The sequence below is a fragment of the Halomonas halophila genome (assembly GCF_030406665.1).
GTDB classification, from domain to species: Bacteria; Pseudomonadota; Gammaproteobacteria; order Pseudomonadales; family Halomonadaceae; genus Halomonas; species Halomonas halophila.
The window spans coordinates 3,104,096-3,128,277 of sequence record NZ_CP129121.1 but is presented as its reverse complement, the minus strand read 5'-3'; the positions used below and the strand labels follow the sequence as shown (position 1 = coordinate 3,128,277).

General features: G+C 69.0%; 26 protein-coding genes. 19 read left to right on the top strand and 7 right to left on the bottom strand.

Going from position 1 to position 24,182, the window contains the following annotated elements; translation table 11 throughout:
- Nucleotides 1-209: 209 nt before the first annotated feature.
- The 8 genes from QWG60_RS14685 to rimI all read left to right on the top strand — a co-directional run bounded on the left by QWG60_RS14685 (nt 210) and on the right by rimI (nt 8,393).
- Complete coding sequence (locus tag QWG60_RS14685) at nt 210-1,556, top strand: OmpP1/FadL family transporter (RefSeq protein WP_146909222.1); 1,347 nt, start codon at nt 210-212, stop codon at nt 1,554-1,556.
- Between the two features lie 187 nt (nt 1,557-1,743).
- A protein-coding gene (gene prfB, locus QWG60_RS14680; RefSeq protein ID WP_107181109.1) for a peptide chain release factor 2 occupies nt 1,744-2,842 on the top strand; the annotation gives its coding sequence in 2 pieces (ribosomal slippage) (nt 1,744-1,818 and nt 1,820-2,842; 1,098 coding nt in all).
- Between the two features lie 162 nt (nt 2,843-3,004).
- Nucleotides 3,005-4,540, top strand: coding sequence for a lysine--tRNA ligase (lysS, locus tag QWG60_RS14675; protein WP_035592765.1), 1,536 nt, complete (start codon nt 3,005-3,007; stop codon nt 4,538-4,540).
- Nucleotides 4,541-4,880: 340 nt separating this feature from the next.
- The gene (locus QWG60_RS14670; RefSeq protein ID WP_035592764.1) at nt 4,881-5,267 is read left to right on the top strand and encodes a hypothetical protein; all 387 of its coding nucleotides are present in this window, start codon (nt 4,881-4,883) and stop codon (nt 5,265-5,267) included.
- 73 nt (nt 5,268-5,340) lie between these two features.
- A complete protein-coding gene (locus QWG60_RS14665; RefSeq protein ID WP_046078394.1) occupies nt 5,341-6,753 on the top strand; it encodes an MFS transporter in 1,413 nt (470 codons plus the stop codon).
- A 29-nt stretch (nt 6,754-6,782) separates the two neighbouring features.
- Nucleotides 6,783-7,094, top strand: a complete 312-nt coding sequence (locus QWG60_RS14660) for a BolA family protein (protein ID WP_146909220.1) — start codon at nt 6,783-6,785, stop codon at nt 7,092-7,094.
- Complete coding sequence (locus tag QWG60_RS14655; protein ID WP_146909218.1) at nt 7,091-7,942, top strand: hypothetical protein; 852 nt, start codon at nt 7,091-7,093, stop codon at nt 7,940-7,942. The genes QWG60_RS14660 and QWG60_RS14655 overlap by 4 nt, the downstream gene beginning before the upstream one ends.
- Complete coding sequence (gene rimI, locus QWG60_RS14650; RefSeq protein ID WP_146909216.1) at nt 7,935-8,393, top strand: ribosomal protein S18-alanine N-acetyltransferase; 459 nt, start codon at nt 7,935-7,937, stop codon at nt 8,391-8,393. The genes QWG60_RS14655 and rimI overlap by 8 nt, the downstream gene beginning before the upstream one ends.
- 39 nt (nt 8,394-8,432) lie before the next feature.
- On the opposite strand, the gene QWG60_RS14645 is transcribed toward rimI, so the two are convergent.
- Complete coding sequence (locus QWG60_RS14645) at nt 8,433-8,642, bottom strand: cell division protein ZapB (RefSeq protein WP_035592757.1); 210 nt, start codon at nt 8,640-8,642, stop codon at nt 8,433-8,435.
- A 79-nt stretch (nt 8,643-8,721) separates the two neighbouring features.
- On the bottom strand, nt 8,722-9,387 hold the full coding sequence (gene rsmD / locus QWG60_RS14640; protein ID WP_146909214.1) for a 16S rRNA (guanine(966)-N(2))-methyltransferase RsmD: 666 nt from the start codon (nt 9,385-9,387) through the stop codon (nt 8,722-8,724).
- Between the two features lie 91 nt (nt 9,388-9,478).
- Here rsmD and ftsY point away from each other — a divergent pair, with 91 nt between their 5' ends.
- The 4 genes from ftsY (at nt 9,479) to rpoH (ending at nt 13,606) form a co-directional block, all read left to right on the top strand.
- Nucleotides 9,479-10,972: a signal recognition particle-docking protein FtsY gene (gene ftsY / locus QWG60_RS14635; RefSeq protein WP_146909212.1), complete on the top strand. Its 1,494-nt coding sequence runs from the start codon at nt 9,479-9,481 to the stop codon at nt 10,970-10,972.
- Complete coding sequence (gene ftsE / locus QWG60_RS14630; protein WP_035592751.1) at nt 10,969-11,637, top strand: cell division ATP-binding protein FtsE; 669 nt, start codon at nt 10,969-10,971, stop codon at nt 11,635-11,637. Before ftsY ends, ftsE begins: the two co-directional genes overlap by 4 nt.
- Entirely contained in the window at nt 11,634-12,605 is a 972-nt protein-coding gene (gene ftsX, locus QWG60_RS14625; RefSeq protein ID WP_146909209.1) for a permease-like cell division protein FtsX, read from the top strand. The genes ftsE and ftsX overlap by 4 nt, the downstream gene beginning before the upstream one ends.
- Before the next feature lie 134 nt (nt 12,606-12,739).
- Nucleotides 12,740-13,606 (top strand): RNA polymerase sigma factor RpoH, encoded by an 867-nt coding sequence (gene rpoH / locus QWG60_RS14620; protein WP_106487804.1) that lies wholly within the window; start codon nt 12,740-12,742, stop codon nt 13,604-13,606.
- Between the two features lie 191 nt (nt 13,607-13,797).
- Here rpoH and slmA read toward each other — a convergent pair whose 3' ends face one another.
- From slmA to coaBC, 5 genes are all read right to left on the bottom strand, one after another.
- Nucleotides 13,798-14,409: a nucleoid occlusion factor SlmA gene (slmA, locus tag QWG60_RS14615; protein ID WP_035592743.1), complete on the bottom strand. Its 612-nt coding sequence runs from the start codon at nt 14,407-14,409 to the stop codon at nt 13,798-13,800.
- Nucleotides 14,410-14,470: 61 nt separating this feature from the next.
- Nucleotides 14,471-15,373: an acetylglutamate kinase gene (gene argB, locus QWG60_RS14610; protein WP_035592742.1), complete on the bottom strand. Its 903-nt coding sequence runs from the start codon at nt 15,371-15,373 to the stop codon at nt 14,471-14,473.
- A gap of 32 nt (nt 15,374-15,405) precedes the next feature.
- On the bottom strand, nt 15,406-16,803 hold the full coding sequence (locus QWG60_RS14605; protein ID WP_146908382.1) for a phosphomannomutase/phosphoglucomutase: 1,398 nt from the start codon (nt 16,801-16,803) through the stop codon (nt 15,406-15,408).
- Between the two features lie 85 nt (nt 16,804-16,888).
- Nucleotides 16,889-17,356, bottom strand: a complete 468-nt coding sequence (gene dut / locus QWG60_RS14600) for a dUTP diphosphatase (protein WP_046078385.1) — start codon at nt 17,354-17,356, stop codon at nt 16,889-16,891.
- A 48-nt stretch (nt 17,357-17,404) separates the two neighbouring features.
- Nucleotides 17,405-18,634, bottom strand: coding sequence for a bifunctional phosphopantothenoylcysteine decarboxylase/phosphopantothenate--cysteine ligase CoaBC (gene coaBC / locus QWG60_RS14595; RefSeq protein ID WP_146908385.1), 1,230 nt, complete (start codon nt 18,632-18,634; stop codon nt 17,405-17,407).
- Between the two features lie 160 nt (nt 18,635-18,794).
- On the opposite strand from coaBC, the gene radC reads away from it, so the two are divergent.
- From radC to ald, 7 genes are all read left to right on the top strand, one after another.
- Nucleotides 18,795-19,469: a RadC family protein gene (gene radC / locus QWG60_RS14590; RefSeq protein WP_046078383.1), complete on the top strand. Its 675-nt coding sequence runs from the start codon at nt 18,795-18,797 to the stop codon at nt 19,467-19,469.
- A 239-nt stretch (nt 19,470-19,708) separates the two neighbouring features.
- Nucleotides 19,709-19,945 (top strand): 50S ribosomal protein L28, encoded by a 237-nt coding sequence (gene rpmB, locus QWG60_RS14585; RefSeq protein WP_035592734.1) that lies wholly within the window; start codon nt 19,709-19,711, stop codon nt 19,943-19,945.
- A 24-nt stretch (nt 19,946-19,969) separates the two neighbouring features.
- Nucleotides 19,970-20,125 carry a 50S ribosomal protein L33 gene (rpmG, locus tag QWG60_RS14580; protein WP_016856547.1) on the top strand — a complete coding sequence of 52 codons (156 nt, stop codon included), beginning with the start codon at nt 19,970-19,972 and terminating at the stop codon, nt 20,123-20,125.
- Between the two features lie 123 nt (nt 20,126-20,248).
- Complete coding sequence (gene mutM, locus QWG60_RS14575) at nt 20,249-21,070, top strand: bifunctional DNA-formamidopyrimidine glycosylase/DNA-(apurinic or apyrimidinic site) lyase (protein WP_046078382.1); 822 nt, start codon at nt 20,249-20,251, stop codon at nt 21,068-21,070.
- Nucleotides 21,071-21,158: 88 nt separating this feature from the next.
- On the top strand, nt 21,159-22,355 hold the full coding sequence (locus tag QWG60_RS14570; protein ID WP_146908388.1) for a class I SAM-dependent rRNA methyltransferase: 1,197 nt from the start codon (nt 21,159-21,161) through the stop codon (nt 22,353-22,355).
- Nucleotides 22,356-22,419: 64 nt separating this feature from the next.
- Nucleotides 22,420-22,740, top strand: coding sequence for a putative signal transducing protein (locus tag QWG60_RS14565; RefSeq protein WP_046078380.1), 321 nt, complete (start codon nt 22,420-22,422; stop codon nt 22,738-22,740).
- Between the two features lie 201 nt (nt 22,741-22,941).
- A complete protein-coding gene (gene ald, locus QWG60_RS14560; protein WP_046078379.1) occupies nt 22,942-24,057 on the top strand; it encodes an alanine dehydrogenase in 1,116 nt (371 codons plus the stop codon).
- Nucleotides 24,058-24,182 lie beyond the last annotated feature (125 nt).

Genomic DNA, 24,182 nt, shown 5'->3' with positions numbered 1-24,182 from the left:
GTCAAGATGGAGGCGCAGGGCTCGGAAGGGTAGGCAGGATGAGAAGGCAAGTCATTGTTGCGCATGAAGATGAAACGAGCGTGCCACCAAAGTATTAGGAAAAATCGGATTTAAACGGTCGTTTGTCCTTGATCCTTGCGATGAGTTCTGACGACACTGTCGGGCAGCCGCGTCATCACCATAACAACAGCAACGTTAGGAGCCGCGCCATGCCCCTGCCTTTCACGTCTCGCAAGCTCGCCGCCGCCGTCGCCCTGGCCTCCGCGGCGCTCGTTTCCGCCCAGGCCTCCGCCGCGGGTTTCCAGGTGCGCGAGCAAAGCGCCAAGACCCTGGCCAACGCCTTCTCCAACACCGCCGCCGGTGCCGAGGACGTCAGCTTCATGGCCTACAACCCGGCCGCCATCGGCAACATCGACGGCAATCAGATCGCCGGCGGCGTGTCCTATATCGATGCCACCTTCGAGCTGCACGACGCCGAGGCTTCGAACGTGGCCGGCATCCCGTACACGGCCGGCGCCTCCGGCGAGGGGGGTGAGTCCGCCTGGGTGCCGAGCTTCGCCGCCAAGACGCAGTTGAACGATCAGTGGGACCTGGGGCTAGCGATCTACTCGCCCTACGGCCTTTCTACCAAGTACGACGAGGACTGGATCGGTCGCTACCACGCCGTGGAGACCGAGCTGACGACGATCGATATCCAGCCGACGCTCAACTATCGCGCCACCGAGCGGCTCAATCTGGCCGTGGGGCTGCGTGCCCAGTACGCCGATGCGACTTTGTCCAATGCACTGGACATGGCAACGATCGGGGGGAATCCGATGGCGGCTGGGGCGGCAAATGCCATGGCTGAAGTCAAAGGAGACGACTGGGGCTATGGCTATACCCTCGGCGCCCTCTTCCAGGCTACCGAGCGGACCCGCTTCGGCGTCAGCTATCGCTCGGAGATCGATCTGACGCTCGATGGTGACGTCGATTTCAGTTCCGATAGCGCCGCCGGCCAGCAAGCGCTGGCTGGTGCCCAGTTGACGAATACTTTCACCAATGGCGGTGGCAAGGCGGAGCTGACCACGCCGGCCAACCTGAATCTGGGCGTCTATCACCAGCTGACCGATCGGCTGGCGCTGATGGCCAACGCCGAGTGGACCGAGTGGAGCAGCTTCGACGAGCTGACTGTCGAGTTCAACGACAATACGCCGGATAGCACCACCACCGAGAACTGGGACGATACCTGGGCCTTCTCGGTGGGGGCGAACTACGCGCTGACGCATCAATGGACGCTGCGCGGGGGCCTTGGCATCGACCAGACCCCGGTGCCGGATGCACGGCATCGCACCCCGCGGGTGCCGGACGCCGATCGCCGCTGGGCCTCTCTCGGTGCCACCTACCAGCCGACCGAGAACCTCGGCATCACCGCCGGCTATCTGCGCATCTTCGGCGACGACGTCGACATGGACCAGGACGCCACCCTGACCAACGAGAACGCCAGCCGCGGTAACCTGTCCGGCGAGTACGAGGTGGAAGCCGACGTCTTCGCGCTGTCGGTGGACTATCGCTTCTAGCCGCCGCCTTGTCAGACACCGCGGACGCTCCGCCTCGCGCGACCCGGCCACCGGCCGGGTCGCCGTCTTTGTGCCGCCGCGTGGGATGGCCGCTGGCGGCGCATTTCGCTACAATGCCCGTCTTTTCTCCGCCGCTGGCGCCCGGCGCCGGCGCGCGCCTCATCTCCCTTGGATTCAGGCGAACCCCATGCTGGAAACCAATCCGATCAACCACCTCATCAAGGACCTGTCTGAGCGGACAGACGTCCTGAGGGGGTATCTTTGACTATGCCGAAAAGAAAGATCGGCTAGAGGAAGTCACCCGCGAGCTCGAGGATCCCGACGTCTGGAGCGATCCGGACCATGCCCAGAAACTGGGCAAGGAACGGGCGACCCTCGAGGCCATCGTCGCCACCATCGATGAGCTGGACCAGGGGCTGGCGGACAGCCAGGACCTGCTGGAGCTGGCCGAGATGGAGGAGGACGAGGGCACCGTCGAGGAGGTCCAGCGCGAGCTGGAGAACCTCCAGGCAAGCCTCGAGAAGCTCGAGTTCCGGCGCATGTTCTCCGGCGAGATGGACGAGAACAACGCCTATCTCGATATCCAGGCGGGCTCCGGCGGCACCGAGGCCCAGGACTGGGCCAACATCCTGCTGCGCATGTACCTGCGCTGGGCCGAGCATCACGGCTTCAAGGCCGAGATCACCGAGCTCTCCGCCGGCGAGGTGGCGGGCATCAAGTCCGCCTCCGTGCATATCCAGGGCGAGTATGCCTTCGGCTGGCTGCGCACCGAGACCGGCGTTCACCGCCTGGTGCGCAAGAGCCCGTTCGACTCCGGCGGCCGCCGCCACACGTCCTTCGCCTCGGTGTTCCTGTCGCCCGAGGTGGACGACAGCTTCGAGATCGAGATCAATCCCTCGGACCTGCGTGTCGATACCTATCGTTCCAGCGGCGCCGGCGGTCAGCACGTCAACACCACCGACTCGGCGGTGCGTATTACCCACGAGCCGACCGGCATCGTGGTGGCCTGCCAGAGCCAGCGCAGCCAGCACGCCAACCGCGACTTCGCCATGAAACAGCTCAAGGCGAAGCTGTGGGAACACGAGATGGAGAAGCGCAACGCGGCCAAGCAGGCCGCCGAGGACTCCAAGGCCGACATCGGCTGGGGCAGCCAGATCCGCTCCTACGTGCTGGACGATCAGCGCATCAAGGATCTGCGCACCGGCGTGCAGTCCAGCAACTGCGACAAGGTGCTGGACGGCGATCTGGACCCGTTCATCGAGGCGAGCCTCAAACAAGGCCTATAGCCTGCTGCGCTCGCCGATACGGCGTTGCCCCTCGGCCAGAGATGCTCATTGACGACTCGTCAACTCCGCGCTCTGTCCGAGGGGCGCCTTGTCTCGGCGTCGCTCGCGCGGCTCTAGGTGAGATGTCTCTGTATTCGACACCATGATTTAACAGGTAGCGACATGGCTAACCAGGACACTTCCCAGGACGAGAACCACCTGATCGCGGAGCGCCGCGGCAAGCTGGCCGAGCGCCGCGAGCGCGCCGCCACCGACGGCGGCAGTGCCTTCCCCAATGATTTTCGTCGCGACAGCACCGCCGCCGAACTGGCCGCCGAGCTGGGCGACAAGGACAAGCCCGAGCTCGAGGCGCTGGCGCGTCCCGCGGCCGTGGCCGGGCGCATCATGCGCAAGCGCGGACCGTTCATCGTCATCCAGGACGCCAGCGGCCAGATCCAGCTCTACGTCGACAAGAAGGGCCTGCCGGCGGACGTGCTCGAGGACATCAAGGGCTGGGACATCGGCGACATCGTGGCCGGCCGCGGCCCGGTGCACAAGTCGGGCAAGGGCGACCTCTACGTGATGATGGAAGAGGCGCGCCTGCTGACCAAGAGCCTGCGCCCGCTGCCGGACAAGTTCCATGGCCTGACCGACATGGAAGCCCGCTATCGCCAGCGCTACGTGGACCTGATCATGAACCCGGATTCGCGCGAGGTCTTCCAGACCCGCGCCGGCGTGATCAGCGCCATGCGCCGCTTCTTCGAGGATCACGGCTTCATGGAAGTCGAGACCCCGATGCTGCAGCCGATCCCCGGCGGCGCCACGGCCCGGCCCTTCATCACTCACCACAACGCGCTGGACATCGACATGTACCTGCGCATCGCGCCGGAGCTGTATCTCAAGCGCCTGGTGGTGGGCGGCTTCGAGCGCGTCTTCGAGATCAACCGCAACTTCCGCAACGAGGGGCTGTCGACCCGGCACAACCCCGAGTTCACCATGGTCGAGTTCTACCAGGCCTACGCCGACTACCAGGACCTGATGGATCTGACCGAGGCCATGCTGCGCGAGGTCACCCAGCGGGTGCTAGGCAGCACCGTGGTCACCAACACCGTGCGCGACGCCGAGGGCGAGGTGCTGGAGAGCTACGAGTACGACTTCGGCCAGCCGCTGCGCCGGCTGAGCGTGTTCGACGCCATTCTCGAGTACAACCCGGACATCCATGCCGAGTCGCTGGCCGACGAGACCGCCGCGCGCCAGATCGCCGAGCGCCTGGACATCGACGTCAAGGACGGCTGGGGCCTGGGCAAGGTGCAGATCGAGATCTTCGAGAAGACCGTCGAGCATCGCCTGCAGCAGCCGACCTTCATCACCGACTATCCGACCGAGGTCAGCCCGCTGGCGCGTCGCAAGGACAGCGATCCCTTCGTCACCGAGCGCTTCGAGTTCTTCGTCGGTGGCCGCGAGATCGCCAACGGCTTCTCGGAGCTCAACGACGCCGAGGACCAAGCCGAGCGCTTCGCCGCCCAGGTGGCCGAGAAGGAGGCCGGCGACGACGAGGCCATGTACTACGACGCCGACTACGTGCGCGCGCTGGAGTACGGCCTGCCGCCGACCGCCGGCCAGGGCATCGGCATCGACCGGCTGGTGATGCTGCTGACCGACAGCGCCTCCATCCGCGATGTGCTGCTGTTCCCGGCCATGCGCCCGCAGGTGGACTGACACGGTCCGACGTTCCAAGGCTGGCACGGGGATAAGCGAACCTCCTTCTTCAGGGGTGAGGCGATAGCCGAACGGGGTGACCACGGATGGTCACCCCAGGCCCTGCAAGCGAAGCAGGATGCGACAGCGCAGCAGGAAGAAGGGAGCGCCCAGGGAAGGGTTCACAGCGTGTTCGCGTTGCCCTGTGCCAGCCGACGTCGCCGACTTGGTCTAGCTCGCCGTCTTCCGCGTGCTGGAAGACGTTTGTTTGGCCCCAGCGCAGTCAGGTTGTTTGGGAAGTGTTGGTAAGGAGCGCCCCTGGCGCCCATAATGGCAGCGTTTCGACGTCGAGGAGACCGTGATGAAACTGCTCAACCGTTCCGCCCTGAGCGTCAGGCCGACCCAGCACTTCGTCGACTGGGTCAACGCCCTGGAACCCACCCTGGGTGACGACGACCTCTCGCTCGGCGACGTCGAAAGGGAAAGCACCGTCTATCTGATCCCCGAGATGGATACCCCCGAGGCCCTCGAGGCCTTCGTCCGCGAGCGCTATCTCGAGATCCTCGAGACCGAGCTGCGCGCCTGGGAAGAAGACGAGCGTCAGTGGCCCGAGACCCTCGACTGGGCGCTGTTCCAGCGCTTCCTGCACTTCGAGTACAGCTACCTGGCCGTCGACCTCGATGACGAGGCGGCCCTGGAAGTGGCCGAAGTGGACGATAATCTGCTGCTGGAAACGGACCAGGACTGATTCTGCTTCCATCCGGCAGGTAAACCTCGAGAAAACCGGCTTCGGCCGGTTTTCTTGTCAGCGACGATCACACATGAGCCGACTCTTCTCGAACCGCCCCGGTGACGATGGCCTGCCGGGTTCCGAACGCCGTCTCGCCGTGCTGGCGCTGATCCTCGGCACCACCATGGCGGTGATGGACAACTCCATGGTCAACCTGGCGCTGCCCTCCATCGCCGCCGATCTCGAGGTGGCGCCGGCCGACGCGGTGTGGGTGACCAACCTCTTCCAGGTGACCTGCGCGGCCTTCCTGCTGGTCTTCGCCGCGCTGAGCGAGCTGGTCGGCCGGCGCCGGATCTACATGGGCGGGCTGGTGCTGTTCGCCGTCGCCGCGCTGGGCTGCGCGCTGTCGCGCAGCCTGGAGGCGCTGCTGGCGTTCCGCGCCCTGCAGGGCGTGGCGGCGGCGGCGACGCTGTCGATCGGGCCCTCGCTGTATCGCGCCATCTTTCCCTCGCGGCTGCTGGGCAGTGCCCTGGGGCTGAGCTCGCTGGTGGTGGGCATCGGTTACGCCGCGGGACCCGCGCTGGGCGGTTCGATCCTCTCGGTGGCCCGCTGGCCGTGGCTGTTCGCGCTGCCGGCGCTGCCGGCGATGGGGGCGGTCGTGCTGGCCTGGCGGGCGCTGCCCAGGGAGCCGGGCCGCCGCGGCGGCTTCGACGGCTGGGGGGCGCTGCTGGCCATGGTCACGCTGGGCGGTTTCTTCGTGGCCATGGACGGCAACGGCGCCGAGCTCCCCGGTCTCGAGACGCTGGGCTGGCTTGCCCTCAGCCTGATCGCCGGCGCCGCCTTCCTGGCCCGCCAGCGCCGCGCGCCCTATCCGCTGATGGCGCTGTCGATGTTCGCCGAGCGCCGCTTCAGCCTGGCGGTGTCCTCCCAGGGGCTGGCCTTCGTCGGCCAGGGGCTGGCTTTCGTCGCCCTGTCCTTCCTCTACCAGCAGGAGATGGGCTTCTCGCCGCTGGAGACCGCCTGGCTGTTCACCCCCTGGCCGCTGACGATCATGGTGGCCGGGCCGCTCGCCGGTCGGCTGGCCGATCGTTTCAACCCCAGCCTGTTGAGCTCGGCGGGCCTGGTGCTGCTGATGATCGGCCTGGGCAGCCTGGCGATGCTCGATGCCGACGCCGAGGTGATCGACTGCCTGTGGCGCACCGCGCTGTGCGGGCTCGGCTTCGGCTTCTTTCAGCCGCCCAACAATCGCGAGCTGATGGGCAGCGTGCCGGCCGAGAAGAGCGCCAATGCCTCCGGCGTGATGAGCACCACGCGCACCGTGGGGCAGTCCCTGGGCGTGGCGCTGGTCGGCGCCTGCCTGGCCGCCGGGGCACCTGTGCAAGCGACGCTGTGGGCCGGCATGGCGGCCACCGGCCTGTCGCTGCTGGCCAGCCTCGGGCGTGTCTCGCTGGCCGGCGAGGCGCTGCGCGCCCGTCGTCGCGCCGCGGCCGAAAGCGTACAATGATCCCCGACACTCACCAGCGGAACGCCGAGATGAGCATCCAGTCGACCATCGAGCACAAGCTCCAGGCCCTCGAGCCCACCTACCTGACGGTGGAGAACGAGAGCCACATGCACCATGTGCCGCCGAATTCCGAGACCCACTTCAAGGTGACCGTGGTGTCGCCGCGTTTCGCCGGCATCATGCCGGTCAAGCGTCACCAGCAGATCTATGCGCTGCTGGCCGACGAGCTGGCCGGCCCCGTGCACGCCCTGGCGCTGCACCCTTACACCCCGGATGAGTGGCAGGCCCGCGGCGCAGCGCGCCCGGACTCCCCGAACTGCCGGGGCGGCGGTCAGTCGTGACCACCGAGCCCCAGCGGCTGCAGTACCTGGAGGCCATGGGCCTGACGGCCTGGACGGCGCGCTACCGGCTGCCCAACGCCCGAGAGACCGAGGCCTGCGAGTGGGAGCTGCCGACGCCGGACGATGGCGCCCGGCAGGCGCCCGGCGAGCGCCTTCAGGCGTTGCTGGACGCGCCCGCGGAGGCGTCTCCTGCACCGACCGTCCCCGCGTCGCCCGCGGCGGAGGCGCCCGTGCATCCGCCGCCGGGCGAGCGCAAGGCGCGTGCGCTGCTTGGCGGGCTGGTGCCCGAGGCGGCTCCCGAGGAGACGCCGCCGCCCGTCGCGTCGGCACCTGCCCGGGAGACTGCCGCCGACGAGTCCCGGGAAGCCCTGCGCTTCGCCCTGCAGGTGGCCTGCCTGGACGGGCGCTGGCTGGTGGTACAGCCCGGCGAGGCGTCCCCCTCGCCGCTGGCGCAGCGGCTGCTGGTCAACCTGCTGCGTGCCGCCGGTGTCACCCCGGAGCATGCGCCGGCCTTCGAACCCTTCCACTGGCCCCAGATCGAAGGCCTGGAGGTGCAGGCGCCGCTGGACGAGGCGCGCCAGGGGCTCGGGGCCTTCCTGGCCGGCCGCGCGCGTCGCGGCTGGGCGCCGGAACGGCTGCTGGTGTTCGGCGACGACGCCACCCTGACGCGGGTGCTGGCGCTCGACGGCGAGCGCTCGACGGCGCTGGACCTGCCGGCCTGGCAGGGGCCGGCGCTGGAGACCCTGGGGGGAAGCGCCGAGGCCAAGCGCGATCTCTGGCCGCGGCTGCTCGACTGGCGTCGTGAGTGGAATGGTGAGGCTCAGGGCGAGGCGAAAGGCGATGCCTGAGCCTCGCCTGCGCGCGTTGGGCCTTCCCGATCTTTCGGCGCTGATCGAACTGGAGGCGAGCGGCCAGGCTCATCCCTGGTCGGCGACGCGGCTCGAGCAGGCGCTGGCGGCGGCGGAATACGCGGTGCTGGGGCTGGAAGATGCGGCAGGGCTGATCGGCCACGCGGTGGTGTCGCGTCAGCCCTTCGATGCCGAGCTCGAGAGCATTCTCATCGCACCGGAACGGCGCGGCGAGGGGCTGGCGGGAAGGCTGCTGGCCGCGGTGATCGAGCGGGCGCGGGAGTGGGGCGCCGAGCGGCTGCTGCTGGAGGTCAGGGCAGGCAATGCCGCGGCGATCGCGCTGTATCGGCGGGCGGGATTCGCGGAAGACGGGCGCCGGCGCGGCTACTATCCGCCGCTGGCCGGCACCGAACGCGAGGACGCGTTGCTGATGTCTCTCCCCCTGGCCTGACGAACGACGGACCGGCCAGGGGCGGAGCGGTCCGGGACGTCAGCCGGCCTGCTGTTCGGCGGTGTTGCCGGTCTCGACATCGTCGAACTTGCCCAGCAGCGCGGACAGGCGACGTTCCCATTCCTCACGCTCCTGCTTGAGGCGGGCGTTTTCCTCGCGCAGCTCCTCGGCTTCCAGTTTCATCAATTCCAGTGCCTCGACGGCGCTGGATACCTTCTGTTCGAGCTGGTTGAAGAGTTCGATGCTCATCCGTTTCTCCTGACGATGTCGGCGGGGCGGGGCCCGTGATTGGCGTCCTGCAGCGGCAGACTAACGCCGTGGAGGGGGCTCAGCAAGCGTCGTCGTCGGGCGACGCGCCGGCCGTGTCCGGGCGGTGATAGAGCCGCCCGGTGCTGTCGCCGGCCCGCACCTCGCGATGCAGCCGCCAGCCGCTCGGCACCGCCGGCGTGAGCTCCGACTCGGTCTCCACGTAGATCCAGGCGTCCGCCGCCAGCCAACCGGCCTCGAGCGCGCGGCAGCAGGGCGCGGCGAGGCCCTGGCGGAAGGGCGGGTCGAGGAACACCAGCGAGAAGGGCGACCGTTCCTCGGCGAGCCCGGCCTCGAGATAGCCGAGCGCATCGGCGACGCTGACCTCGGCGGACGCGATGCCAAGCGTCGCCAGGTTATCGGACAGCGCCCGGGCGACCCGCGCGTCGCGCTCCACCAGCGTCGCCTCGGCGGCACCGCGGGAGAGGGCCTCCAGGCCCAGCGCGCCGGTGCCGGCGAACAGGTCCAGCACCCGGGCGCCGGGCGTGGCCATGCCCAGCCAGTTGAACAGCGTCTCGCGGACGCGGTCCGGCGTGGGGCGCAGGCCCGGGCTGTCCAGCACCGGCAGCCGGCGGCGGCGATGCGCGCCGCCGATGATGCGCAGCTGCCCGGCGGGGCGGGAGGTCGCCTGCTTGCCGCGGCCGCGGGCAGGCGTCGAGGAACGGGAGGAGGGGCGTCGTCGGCTCATGGGCGCCGATTGTAGCGGGCGCCTTGTCCACAGTCATGGTGCGCGATGGTAGGATGTGGCGATTCGTTCACCCGCGAGGCTGAATCCCCCCATGTTCGGTTTTTTCAAGCGCAAGAAGAAGCAGCAAGAGCAGCAGCAGGAGCCCCAGCAGGCCCCCGAGGTCGAGCAGGAGGAGGCGCCTGATGCCGCGACGGCCGAGCCGGAGGCCGAGACGCCGACCGAGGCGCAGCCCGCCCCGGCGACCGAGCCCGCCCCCGTCGCCGAGCGCGACGATGAAACCGAGGCGTCCGCAGCGCCCGAGCCGGCCATTGAGCCTGAGCCGGTCGAGGAGCCCGAGACCCCTACGGCAGGCGCCGAACCCGCGCCGGTAGAGGCGCCTGAGACGCCCCGGGCAGCCGACGTCGAACCGGAAGCGTCCGAGCCCGAGACGCCCGAGGTGGCAGACGCCGAACCGCCGGCCGCGGAGCCCGAGGCCGAGCCCGCCGTCCAGTCGCCAGCCGAGCCGGAGCCCGAGCCCGCTCCTGAACCCGAACAAGCCGCCGCGCCCGAGCCCGTCGTGGAGCCAGAACCGGAGCCCGAGCCCGAGCCCGCTCCGGCGCCGGGGGAGACGCCCAGGGCCGAGGCCCGCGAGAAGCCCCAGGGCAAGAAGAAGGGCCTGTTCGCGCGCATGCGCGAGGGATTGGGCAAGACCCGCGCCAACCTGACCGAAGGGCTCGCCGGCCTGTTCATGGGCCGCAAGCAGATCGACGACGATCTGATGGAGGAGCTCGAGACCCAGCTGCTGATGGCGGACGTGGGCATCGAGGCCACCACCGAGATCATCGACCGGCTCACCGACCGCGTCTCGCGCAAGGAGCTCAAGGACCCCGAGGCGCTGTACAAGGCCCTGCAGGAGGAGCTGGCGACCCTGCTCGAGGGCGTCACTGGGCCGCTCGAGCTGCCGCCCAAGGGCGAGGGGCCGTTCGTGATCCTGGTGGTCGGCGTCAACGGTGTCGGCAAGACCACCACCATCGGCAAGCTGACCCAGCGCTTCCAGCGCGAGGGCCGCAGCGTGATGCTGGCCGCCGGCGATACCTTCCGCGCCGCCGCCGTGGAGCAGCTCAAGGTCTGGGGCGAACGCAACGACGTGCCGGTGGTGGCGCAGCACACCGGCGCCGACAGCGCCTCGGTGGTCTACGATGCCCTGGCCGCGGCCCGCGCCCGCGGCGTCGACGTGCTGATCGCCGACACCGCCGGCCGGCTGCACAACAAGGCGCACCTGATGGAGGAGCTCAAGAAGGTGCGTCGGGTGATGGGCAAGCTCGACCAGCAGGCGCCCCATGAGGTGATGCTGGTGCTGGATGCCGGCACCGGTCAGAACGCGTTGTCCCAGGCGTCCACCTTCAACGAGGCGGTGCCGGTCTCCGGCATCACCCTGACCAAGCTCGATGGCACCGCCAAGGGCGGCGTCATCTTCGCCCTGGCCCAGCAGCTGGGCACGCCGATCCGCTTCATCGGCGTCGGCGAGACCCTGGACGATCTGCGTCCCTTCCATGCCCGGGAGTTCGTCGACGCCCTGTTCGACCGCGACGACGCCTCGGCATGATCGCCTTCGAGCACGTCGGCAAGCGCTACGGCGGGCGCTTCGAGGCGCTCGCCAATCTCGACTTCCGCGTGCGCCGCGGCGAGATGGTGTTTCTCACCGGCCACTCCGGGGCCGGCAAGAGCTCGCTGCTGCGGCTGCTGATGCGCCTGGAGCGGCCCAGCCGCGGGCGCATCCTGGTCGCCGGTCATGACATCGACCGCCTGCATCACAGCCAGGTGCCGTTCTACCGGCGCCAGATCGGCGTGGTGTTCCAGGATCACCAGCTGTTGTTCGACCGCTCGATCTATCACAACGTGGCGCTGCCGCTGGAGATCCAGGGCGCCGAGCCGAGGGAGGCGGCGCGGCGGGTGCGCGCCGCGCTGGACAAGGTGGGGCTGCTGCACCGCGAGAAGGCGCTGCCGATCGAGCTTTCCGGCGGCGAGCAGCAGCGCGTGGGCATCGCCCGGGCGGTGGTCAACAAGCCCTCCCTGCTGCTGGCCGACGAGCCCACCGGCAACCTGGATCCCCAGCTTTCGGCGGACATCATGCGCCTGTTCGAGGATTTTCACCGCATCGGCACCACGGTGATGATCGCCAGCCACGATCTGGCGCTGATCGCCCGGCTGCGCCACCGTACCCTGCGCCTCCACGAAGGGCGTCTGGTGGCCGACGAGGAGGCCTCATGAGCCGAGAGACGCCTGCCCGCCGTGGCGCCCGTGCCCAGCGTCCGTCCTCCGGCGGCCGCTGGCGCAGCTGGCTGCGCCACCACCGGGCCATGGCGCTGGACAGTGCCCGTCGGCTGCTGCGCCACTCGCTGAGCAGCCTGCTGACCATGCTCGCCATCGCCATCGCCCTGGTGCTGCCCGCGGGGCTGTGGCTGACCCTGGACGGGGCACGACTGCTCGATGCCGAGCTCGACGAGAGTGCGACCGTCACCGTTTACCTGGAGGATCGCGTCGGGGACGCCGAGGCGGGGCGCATCGTCGAGGCCCTCGCCGCCCACGATGGCGTGGCCGGCACGCGCCTGATCACCGCCGCCGAGGGCATGGCCGAATTCCAGCAGGCGCTGGGGCTGGAGGATGCCCTGGCGCGGCTGCCGGGCAATCCGCTGCCGGCCAGCGTGGTGATTCGCCCCGACGACCCCGCGCCGGCGACGGTGAAGCGCCTGGCCGGCGACCTGGAGGAGGTGGCCGGGGTCGAGGAGGTGCGCCTGGACCTGGCCTGGCTGGAGCGCCTCGGTCGCCTGGCCGAGCTGGGCCGCCGGGTCGGGCTGGGGCTCGCCGTGCTGTTCGGCCTCGGGGTGCTGCTGGTGGTCGGCAACACCGTTCGCCTGGCGGTGGAGAATCGACGCCAGGAGATCGAGGTGGTGACCCTGATCGGCGCCACCCATGCCTTCGTGCGCCGTCCCTTCCTCTACAGCGGGGCCTGGTATGGCCTGGGCGGCGGCCTGCTCGCCTGCGGGCTCTTGACCCTCGGCGGCAACTGGCTGGCGGCGCCGATTTCCGCCCTGGCGGCCAGCTACGGCGCGACGTTCACGCTGCCGGGGCTCGGCTTCACGGGGTCGGCAACCCTGCTCGGCTGTAGTACACTGTTGGGCTGGCTGGGCGCCTGGATCGCCGTGAGTCGCCACCTGGCTCAGATCCGGCCCCGCTAGCGACGCATTTGCGAATCGGGAATACTGCCGGAACCAAATCGGTAAGCCGCTATCCAATGCGGCGACTCAGGTTCCCAGTACGGGTTTCCATACAAGGGATTCCACACACGGGCTTCAACGGAGACATTTTGCACATGAGCACCAGTCTTCTGCCGGTGGGCCACCTTTCCCCGGGCCACGACCTCAACGGCTACATCCAGGCGGTGAACGGCATCCCCATGCTGACCGTCGACGAGGAGCGTGACCTGGCCTTCCGTCTGCACGACGAGGGCGACCTCGAGGCGGCGCGCCGTCTGGTGATGTCGCATCTGCGCTTCGTCGTACACATCGCGCGCAGCTATTCCGGCTATGGCCTGGCTCAGGCCGACCTGATCCAGGAAGGCAACGTCGGCCTGATGAAGGCGGTCAAGCGTTTCGATCCGCGCCAGGGCGTGCGTCTGGTGTCCTTCGCCGTACACTGGATCAAGGCCGAGATTCACGAGTTCGTGCTGCGCAACTGGCGGATCGTCAAGATCGCCACCACCAAGGCGCAGCGCAAGCTGTTCTTCAACCTGCGCAGCGCCAAGAAGCGCCTGGCCTGGCTGAACACCGACGAGGTCGAGGCCATTGCCAAGGATCTCGACGTCAAGCCCGAGGTCGTGCGCGAGATGGAGGGGCGCTTGTCCGCCCACGACGCCGGCTTCGATGCCGCGCCGGGCGAGGACGAGGAGACCGCCTACCAGGCGCCGGTCCACTATCTGGACGACGCCAGCCAGGATCCGGCGACCCAGCTCGAGGACAGCGACTGGGAGGCCGACGCCACCCGCCGCCTGCAGATGGCGCTGGAGGGGCTCGACGAGCGCTCCCGCGACATCCTCCAGCAGCGCTGGCTGAGCGACGACAAGTCGACCCTTCACGAGCTGGCCGACGTCTATGGCGTATCCGCCGAGCGCATCCGCCAGCTCGAGAAGAACGCCATGAAGAAGATCAAACAGCAGATCGGCGAGACCCTGGCGGCCTGATAGCGTCGAGCGCCCGAGCTACAAGCGCCGAGCTACAAGCGCCGAGCTACAAGCGCCGAGCTACAAGAAGACCCCGAAGGTTAAGCCTTCGGGGTTTTCTTTTGCTCTGGGCGATTCCAGGCTGTCGACTTGCAGCTTGCAGCTTGCAGCTTGCAGCTTGCAGCTTGCAGCTTGCAGCTTGCAGCTTGCAGCTAGGCGGTCTGCACTGCCTCGCGCAGTAGCCCCGCCGATAATACCGGCCACTGGTCATCCCAGTGCGCGGTGGGCAGGTGGCGGAAGTCGCTGCGCACGTACTGGGCGATGCGTCCCTCGACCTGAGCGACCAGCAGGTTGGCGGCGGCGGGAATCGGCAGCGACGGGCGACGCCCCTCGCGCAGTTCCGCCTCCCGCAGCACCTGCTTGAGCTGGGTCTCGAGGCGCTCGAACAGCTGGTGGATGCGCTGGCGCAGCCGCGCCGTCTCGCCGGTCAGGGCGTCGCCGCCGAGCAGCCGCGACAGGCCCGGGTTCTTCTCGGCGAAGGCCAGCACCAGGGTGAGGATCTGGCCGCAGCGAGGCAGTGCCTCGGGCACCTCCTCGAGGATGCGGCCGATGCGTTCGAACAGCGTCTGTTCGATGAACTCGATGAGCCCCTCGAACATGCGTGCCTTGCTGGGGAAATGGCGGTAGAGGGCGGCTTCGGAGACGCCGACCTGGCGCGCCAGGGCGGCGATGGTGATGCGCTTGCCGCTGTCTTCCTCCAGCATCAGCGCCAGCCCCTGGAGGATCTGCTCCCGGCGGCTGGGGGTGTGAGTTGCCTGCGTCATGATGTTCTTTTCTTGTCGGTCCTTGATAAGAGGGGCAGCCGGGGCGTCGGCCCCGGCATCATCATCGGTTCGCGTTGGTGATCAGCGTGCCCACTCCCGCGTTGGTGAAGATTTCCAGCAGGGTCGCATGGGGCACCCGGCCGTCGACGATGTGAGCGCTCGCCACGCCGCCCTTCACGGCGTCCAGGGCGCAGCGGATCTTCGGCAGCATGCCGCCGTGAATGGTCCCATCGGCAATCAGGGCGTCGACTTGAGCGGTGGTCAGGCCGGTGAGCACCTCGCCCTCGGCGTTCATCAGGCCGGAGACGTTGGTCAGCAGCATCAGCTTCTCGGCGTCCAGCGCCTCGGCCACCTTGCCGGCCACCAGGTCGGCATTGATATTGTAGCTGCGCCCGGCCTCGTCGACGCCGATCGGTGCGATCACCGGAATGAAGTCGCGCTCGGCGAGCATCTCGATCAGGTCGGTGGAGATGTGCTCGACCTCGCCGACGTGGCCGATGTCGATGATTTCGGAGGCGGCCATGTCCGGCGTCTGCTGTTCGACCTGGAGCTGGCGGGCACGGATCTGGCCGCCGTCCTTGCCGGTCAGGCCGATGGCCTTGCCGCCGCTCTGGTTGATCAGGTTGACGATGCCCTTGTTGACCAGCCCGCCCAGGACCATCTCGACCACGTCCATGGTCTCGGCGTCGGTGACGCGCATGCCGTTGACGAAGCGCGACTCGATCTTGAGCTTGTCGAGCAGGTCGCCGATCTGCGGGCCGCCGCCGTGGACCACCACCGGATTGATGCCGACCTCCTTCATCAACACCATGTCGCGGGCGAAGGAGTCGATCAGGGTGTCCTCGGTCATGGCGTTGCCGCCGTACTTGACCACCACGGTCTTGCCGGAGAAGCGCTGGATGTAGGGCAGGGCCTCCGACAGCACCTCCACTACCTGGCGCGGGTCGCGGTTCTGTTCGCTCATGTCTTCCTTCCTGGTCGTGTCTTTGTCGTGGCTCACAGCGCGAGCTCGAGGTCCGGGGCCACCTGGGCGAGGGCATCGGCGAAGCGGGCGCGGATGCGCTCGAGCGCCGCGTCGCTCTTGCCCTCGAAGCGCAGCACCAGCACCGGCGTGGTGTTGGAGGCGCGGCACAGGCCCCAGCCGTCCGGATAGTCGACGCGGATGCCGTCGAGGGTGGTCTTGACGCCATCGTCGCCGAAGTCGCCTTCCCGGGCCAGCCGCGCCACCAGCTCGAACTTGGTCTCGTCGGTCACCGCGACGTTGATCTCCGGGGTGCCGATGTCCTGCGGGTAGCGGGCGAAGAAGGCATCGGCGTCCTCTTCATGACGCGACAGCACCTCCAGCAGCCGGGCGGCGCCGTAGAGGCCGTCGTCGAAGCCGTACCAGCGCTCCTTGAAGAAGATATGGCCGCTCATCTCGCCGGCCAGCTGCGCGCCGGTCTCCTTCATGCGCGCCTTGATCAGCGAGTGGCCGGTGCGCCACATCTCCGGGGTGCCGCCGGCCTCCTCGATGACGCGGGCCAGGTTGCCGGTGCACTTGACGTCGAAGATCACCCGCGCACCGGGGTTGCGCTCGAGCATGTCCTCGGCGAAGGCCATCATCAGGTGATCGGGGTAGATCAGCTGGCCCTGGGGCGTGATCACGCCCAGGCGGTCGCCGTCGCCGTCGAAGGCCAGGCCGATGTCGGCGTCGTGCTCGCGTACGGCGCGGATCAGGTCCTCGAGGTTCTCGGGCTTGCCCGGGTCCGGATGGTGGTTGGGGAAGGTGCCGTCGATCTCGGCGAACAGCGGGATCGTCTCGGCGCCCAGGCGCTCGACCAGCTTGGGGCCGAGCTCGCCGGCCACGCCGTTGCCGCAGTCCACCACCGCCTTGAGCGGGCGGGCCAGGCTCACGTCGCCGAGGATGCGCTCGAGATAGGCCTCGCGCACGTCTTCCTGGTGCACCTCGCCGGCGCCCTCGGCCAGGTCGCCTTCCTCGATCCGGCGATGCAGGTCGGTGATCGTCTCGCCGGACAGCGTCTCGCCGCCGAGCACGATCTTGAAGCCGTTGAAGTCCGGCGGGTTGTGGCTGCCGGTGACCATCACGCCGGAGGCGGTGCCGTCCAGCACGTGGGTGGCGAAGTAGAGCACCGGGGTCGGCACCATGCCGATGTCGATCACGTCGCAGCCGCTGGCGGTCAGGCCGCGGGTCAGGGCGTCCTTGAGCCGCGGGCCGGAGAGGCGGCCGTCGCGGGCCACCACCACCCGGGATTCGCCGCGGGAGAGGGCGGCGCTGCCGATGGCTTGGCCGATGCCCTCGACGCCGGCCTCGGTGAGGGTGTCATCGACGATGCCGCGGATGTCGTAAGCGCGGAAGATCGAGGCCGGAGCCTGGCAAGAGCCATTCTGAGTCATGTCATCGTTCCTGTGTGAGGAAATCGTTGTCGGTGGCGCCAGCAACGTCAGTGGCGGCCCGAAGCATCAGTGGCGACCGGAGGCGTCAGTGTCGACCGGAGTGGCCGAAGCCGCCGCCGCCGCGCAGGCTCTCGTCGAAGTCGTCGACCAGCTCGAGCTCGGCCTGCACCACCGGCACCAGCACGTACTGGGCCAGGCGCTCGAAGGGCTCGAGGGTGAAGGTGGTGCTGCCGCGGTTCCACACCGAGATCATCAGCTCGCCCTGGTAGTCGGAGTCGATCAGCCCGACCAGGTTGCCGAGCACGATGCCGTGCTTGTGGCCGAGCCCGGAGCGGGGAAGGATCATGCCGGCCAGACCCGGGTCGGCGATGTGGATGGCGAGTCCGGTGCGCACCAGCTGGCAGTCGCCAGGCTCGAGGGTCAGCGGCTCGTCGAGCAGCGCGCGCAGGTCCATGCCGGCGGAGCCTTGGGTGGCGTAGTGGGGCAGGTGGTCGCGCATCCGCTCGTCGAGCAGCTTGACGGCGAGGCGGGGGCGGTCGGCGGTGGTCGGCATGGTGTGGCTTCCAGAAATAGAACGGTAAAAGACGAACGGAGTCGGGGATCAGCCGGCGTCGCCGACCGATGGGGTCAGGCGTGCCAGGGCGCGTCGGATCACGGCCTCGGCGAGCTCGGCCTTGGGCTGGGGCGGCAGGTCGGCCTGGCCGGTGGTGTCGCCCTCGCGCCACAGCAGCAGGGCGGCGTTGTCGTCGGCGCCGAAGCCGAGCCCGGCGCGGGAGACGTCATTGGCCACCACCATGTCGAGCCCCTTGCGCGCGAGCTTGTCGTGGGCGTAGGCGGCGAGGTCCCGGGTCTCGGCGGCGAAGCCGACGACGAAGGGACGATCGGGCCGTGCGGCGACGGCGGCGATGATGTCGGGATTCTTGACCAGGCGCAGGGTGAGGGTGTCCTCGCCATCCTGCTTCTTGAGCTTGTGCTCGGCCGGCGCCTCGGCGCGGTAGTCCGCCACCGCGGCGCAGCCGATGAACAGGTCGCAGTCGCCGGCCAGGCGCTGGGCGGCGTCGTGCATCTCCCGGGCGCTTTCCACGTCGAGGCGCGTCGCGCCCGCCGGGGTAGGCAGCGCCACCGGGCCGCTGATCAGCGTCACCCGGGCGCCGAGGGCGGCGGCGGCGGTGGCCAGGGCGTAGCCCATCTTGCCGGAGCTGTGGTTGGAGAGGTAGCGCACCGGGTCCAGCGGCTCGCGGGTGGGGCCGGCGGTGATCACCACGTTAAGACCTTCGGCGGGGCGGTCGGCGGGCGCGCTCAGGGCGGCGAGGATGGCGTCGGGCTCGAGCATGCGGCCGGGGCCCACGTCGCCGCAGGCCTGGTCGCCGCTGTCCGGCCCCAGCAGCCGCCAGCCGTCGTCGGCCAGCCGGCGGGCGTTGCGGGCGGTGGCCGGGGCGCGCCACATGGCCTGGTTCATGGCCGGGGCCATGGCCTTGTCGGCGTCGCTCGCCAGGCACAGGGTGGTGAGCAGGTCGTCGGCGTGGCCGTTAGCCAGCCGCGCCATCGCGTCGGCGGTGGCCGGGGCGATCAGAATCAGGTCGGCCCAGCGGGCCAGCTCGATGTGCCCCATGCCGGCTTCGGCCTCGGGGTCGAGCAGCGAGGTGCGTACCGGCTCGCCGGTCAGCGCCTGCAGCGTCAGCGGGGTGATGAAGGCCTGGGCGCCGTCGGTCATCACGACGCGCACCTCGCAGCCGGCCTGCTTGAGCAGGCGGGCGAGCTGGGCGCTCTTGTAGGCGGCAATGCCGGCGCTGATGCCGAGCAGAACGCGGCGTGGAAGGGCTGTCGACATGGTCGTGTCCGCGGCTGAATCCGGCCGTCTACCTTACCATTCGGCCGCACCCTTGCGTAGCCGCGCTCCTCGGCGTTGCCGGTGCCACGCCTTCCGGCTATCGCCTGCCGGTCTCGGGGCTACACTATCCTGAGGATGAAAAACGGGCAGGGAGGCCGGGATGTCGATTCGTGACTGGCCGGAGGGCGAACGCCCCCGGGAGAAGCTGCTGGCGCTGGGTTCCGAGGCGCTTTCCGACGCCGAGCTGCTGGCGATCTTTCTGCGCGTGGGCGTGACCGGGCGCTCGGCGGTGGATCTGGCCCGCGACCTGCTGTCGGCCTTCGGCGGCCTGCGGCCGCTGCTGGAGGCCGATCGTACGCGCTTCTGCGCCGAACGCGGGCTGGGCGAGGCCAAGTTCGTGCAGCTGCAGGCCACGCTGGAGCTGTCCCGGCGCCACCTGGCCAGCCAGCTGGCGCGGGAGGATGCGCTGACCTCGCCGTCGCTGGTGCGCGCCTATCTGGCCTCGCGGCTGCGACATCTCGGCCACGAGGAGTTCGCGGCGCTGTTCCTCGACAGCCAGCATCGGGTGATCCGCTTCGAGTCGCTGTTCCGTGGCACCCTCGACAGCGCCTCGGTGTATCCCCGCGAGGTGGTGCGCCGCGCCCTGGAGCTGGGCGCCGGGGCGATCATCTTCGCTCACAACCATCCCTCCGGGGTGGCCGAGCCCAGCGATGCCGACCGGCGCATCACCGAGCGTCTCAAGGAGGCGCTCGGGCTGTTCGAGATCCGGGTGCTGGATCATTTCGTGGTCGGTGACGGCGAGGTGGTGTCATTCGCCGAGCGAGGGCTGCTATAATCCGCCGCGATCAAAATCCGCAGACGCAGTCGTGCTCGCCCGAGACTGGCCCCGAGGCCACGTCGGCCGGCGATGCCGCTGCACATTTCTGCACGTCGCTTGTCTGGCAACGTTGACTCTGGTATAAAGTGCAGCCTTTGAATTCCCTTGGGTCAAATGACAGCGGGGTCGTCCCGGTTTTGCCCGACAGGTTTTGAACAATCAGGTATTCGTACCTGGCCAAGCGGTTGGAGGCTCTCATGTCCAAAGTATGTCAGGTTACCGGCAAGCGCCCGGTGACTGGTAACAACGTTTCACACTCCCAGCGCAAGACGCGTCGTCGTTTCGTGCCGAACCTGCACAGCCACCGTTTCTGGGTGGAGTCCGAGAAGCGCTTCGTCAAGCTGCGCGTCTCCTCCAAAGGCATGCGCATCATCGACAAGAAGGGCATCGAAGCGGTGCTCGGCGACATTCGCAAGCGTGGCGAAACCGTCTAAGCGTTTCCATAAGGGAGAAGACTCATGCGTGACAAGATTCGTCTGGTGTCCAGCGCCGGTACCGGCCACTTCTACACCACCGACAAGAACAAGCGGAACACTCCTGACAAGATGGAGATGAAGAAATTCGATCCGGTTGTTCGCAAGCACGTGATGTACAAGGAAGCCAAGATCAAGTAAGTCGGGATCCCCGCGGTTCCCGAGATCGCTTCCGCCGCAGGCCTCGGCCTGTCCCCAAGAACCCGGCCCGATGGTCGGGTTCTTGCGTATGATCGCCGCACGCCGCCGATAGCAGGTCATTCCATGCCCGAGTTGCCCGAAGTCGAGACCACCCGGCGCGGCATTGCCCCGCACGTGGAGGGCCGCGAGATCACCGAGGTGATCGTGCGCCAGTCCCGCCTGCGGGTGCCGGTGCCGGAAGACCTGATCGACCGCCTGGTGGGCGCGCGCATCGGCTCGCTGGGGCGTCGCGCCAAGTACCTGCTGATCCCCGTGGAGGGCGGCGGCGGCACGCTGCTGTGGCATCTCGGCATGTCCGGCAGCCTGCGCATCGCCCGGGTCGGCGAGCTGCCCAAGAAGCACGACCACGTCGACCTGGTGCTCGACGACGGCGCGGTGCTGCGCTATCACGACCCTCGGCGCTTCGGTTTCGTCGACTGGCTGGCCGGCGATGCCGAGCACGACGCGCGCCTCGCGAAGCTGGGCCCGGAGCCGCTCTCCGAGGCCTTCGACGGCGGGCGGCTGTACGAGCTGTCGCGCCGGCGGCGCATGGCCGTGAAGCCCTTCCTGATGGACAATGCCGTGGTCGTCGGCGTCGGCAACATCTACGCCGCCGAGGCGCTGTTCCTGGCCGGCATCGATCCCCGGCGCGCCGCCGGGCGCATCTCGCGCGAGCGCTACGACCGCCTGGCGGCCGCGGTCAGCGAGGTGCTGGCCGCCGCCATCACCCAGGGCGGCACCACCCTGCGCGACTTCGTCAGCGGCACCGGCGAGCCGGGCTACTTCGCCCAGCGGCTCAACGTCTACGGCCGTGACGGCCAGCCCTGCCGGCGCTGCGGCGCCGAGCTGCGCCTGGTGACCCTGGGCCAGCGGGCCAGCGTCTTCTGCGGCGAGTGCCAGACCTGAGCGCCGCCACCCGATTCGATTTCGATGCCCGGGCCCACGGCCGGCATTCCCCGAACGTCCCCACGACCTCCATGATGAGAGCCACGACATGACCGCCCTACGCTCACTGCGCCTGAAGAAGAACGCCGATCGCCGCCTCAAGGCGGGACATCTCTGGCTGTACTCCAACGAGATCGACATCCAGGCCATGCCGCTCAAGGACTTCGCCCCCGGCGAGCAGGCCCAGGTCGAGGCCGCCAACGGCAAGGCGCTGGGCGTGGCCTACGTCAACGCCCACTCGCTGATCTGCGCGCGCCTGGTGTCCCGCGACCCGGCCATGCAGCTCGACCGCTCGCTGCTGGTCCACCGCCTGAACCAGGCCCTGGCCCTGCGCCAGCGCATGTTCGACAAGCCGTTCTATCGCCTGGTGCACGGCGAGGGCGACCTGCTGCCGGGGCTGATCATCGACCGCTTCGGCGACGTGCTGGTGGTGCAGCTCAACACCGCCGGCATGGAGGCCCAGCTCGAGCCGCTGCTCGATGCCCTGGACAAGGTCGTCTCCCCGAGCGCCGTGGTGCTGCGCAACGACACCTCCGGTCGCCGTCAGGAAGGCCTCGAAAGCCAGATCGAGGTGGTCAAGGGCACGCTGCCGGAGGCGGTGGAGCTCGAGGAGAACGGCGTGCGCTTCGTCGCCCCGGTGCTCGACGGCCAGAAGACCGGCTGGTTCTACGACCACCGCGTCAATCGCGCCTGGCTCAACCAGCATGTGGCCGGCAAGCGCGTGCTCGACCTGTTCAGCTACGTCGGCGGCTGGGGCGTTCAGGCCGCCGCCAGCGGTGCCAGCGAGGTGCTGTGCGTGGACGCCAGCGCCCCGGCGCTGGAGCGGGTCGCCGATAACGCCGCCCTCAACGGCCTGCACGAGCAGGTGGCGGTGGGCGAGGGCGATGCCTTCGAGGCCATGGCCGCGCTCAAGGCCGACGGCGAACAGTTCGACGTGGTGATCCTGGATCCGCCCGCCTTCATCAAGAAGCGCAAGGACACCACTGCCGGCGAGCGCGCCTACGGCAAGCTCAACCGCGAGGCCATGCGCCTGCTCGGCCGCGACGGCCTGCTGCTGTCGGCCTCCTGCTCGATGCATCTGGCGCCGGAGCGTCTGGTGGACACCGTGCGCGGTGCCGCCCGCCATCAGGATCGCCACGCCCAGATCCTGTTCCAGGGCCACCAGGGGCCGGATCACCCGGTGCACCCGGCGATTCCCGAGACCGCCTACCTCAAGGCCCTCGGCGTGCGTGTCTTCCGCGACTGATCGAGGCCCGATGAAACGGGGCGCGCCATCCGGCGCGCCCCGTTTTTCCTTAACGCGAGCGCCCATGAACGACTTCGCCTTCGTCCGTGTCTTCTCTCACGCCAATCCGCTGCTGGTCGGCCACGTGGCCAACCTGCTGGAGGTCGCCGGCATCCCCGTCGAGCGGCGCAACCTGACCCTGGGTGGCGGCGCCGGTGAGCTGCCGCCGGGCGACTGCGAACCCGAGGTCTGGGTCGCGCCCCACAACCGGGCGCGGGCCGAGGCGCTGATCCACGACGCCCTCGAAGGTCGCGTGGACCGCCCGGCCTGGACCTGCCCCGGTTGCGGCGAGCGGCTGGAAGGCGCGTTCGATGCCTGCTGGAACTGCGGCCGCTCCCGGCCCTGATGTCGGGCAACCGCAGGGCGGCGGCGGTTTCGTCGAGCGAATTGTGGTGAGAAGGCCGTTTTGCCGAACGACGTTCTGTACCTTTCGGCACTTTCCTGAAAATCCTGTCTTTTTAAGCGCGCCTGTCTGCGTGATCGTTCTGCTGTGCTGTAATGAGGTGGTGAGCCATTCTCATCCATCGGCCAACCGCGAGGATCGTCCATGCAGATCGCCGTTCCGAAGGAAATCAAGAACCATGAATACCGCGTCGCCCTGACGCCCAGCGGCGCCCGCGAGCTGATCGGCCGCGGCCACGCGGTGGTCGTTCAGGCCGGCGCCGGGGAGGGCGCCGGCTTCAGCGATGCCGACTACGAGGCCGCCGGCGCGCGCCTCGAGCCCGACGTGGCCAGGGTGTGGGCCGAGGCCGAGTTGATCCTCAAGGTCAAGGAGCCCCAGCCGGAGGAGGTCGCGAGGCTCTCGAAGGGGCAGACGCTGTTCACCTACCTGCACCTGGCCGCCGAGGAAGAGCTGACCCGGGGGCTGATGGAAAGCGGCGCCACCTGCATCGCCTACGAGACCATCACCGCGGCCGACGGCGGGCTGCCGCTGCTGGCACCGATGAGCACCGTGGCGGGCCGCATGGCGGTGCAGGCCGGCGCCCACAGTCTCGAGAAGGCCCAGGGCGGCGCCGGCGTGCTGCTGCCGGGCGTGCCCGGCGTGGCGCCGGCGCGGGTCACCGTGATCGGCGGCGGCGTGGTCGGCGAGAACGCCGCGCGCATGGCGCTGGGGCTGGGCGCCGAGGTGACGGTGCTGGACAAGTCCATCCCGCGCCTCGAGACCCTCGACGACCGCTACCAGGGCCGCATGAAGACCGTGTTCTCCACCGCCGACGCCCTCGAGGAAGCGGTGCGCGAGTCCGACCTGATCATCGGCGCCGTGCTGGTGCCCGGCGCCGCCGCGCCCAAGCTGATCACCCGCGCCATGCTGGCGGAGATGAAGCCGGGCAGCGTGCTGGTGGACGTGGCCATCGATCAGGGTGGCTGCTTCGAGACCAGCCGGCCGACCACCCACGCCGAGCCCACCTACGTGGTCGACGGCGTGGTGCACTACTGCGTGGCCAACATGCCCGGCGCGGTGGCGCGCACCTCGACCCAGGCGCTGACCAACGCCACCCTGCCGTTCGTCGTCGCCCTGGCCGACAAGGGCTGGCAGCAGGCGCTGGCCGACGATGCCCACTTCGCCGCGGGCCTCAATGTCCACGACGGCCAGCTGACCTATCGCGCCGTGGCCGAGGCCTTCGGGCTCGACTACGTGGAGGTCGATCGACTGATTGGCTGATTCCCGTTACCGAGTCGATAGCTGGCGGGCGCCGGGGACAGGTCGAAGAGGAGGTCCTACGCCAAGGATGGCGTCGGTAGCGCCCAGGGAGGGGGTCACAGCGCCTCCTCGATGGTCCGGCACCC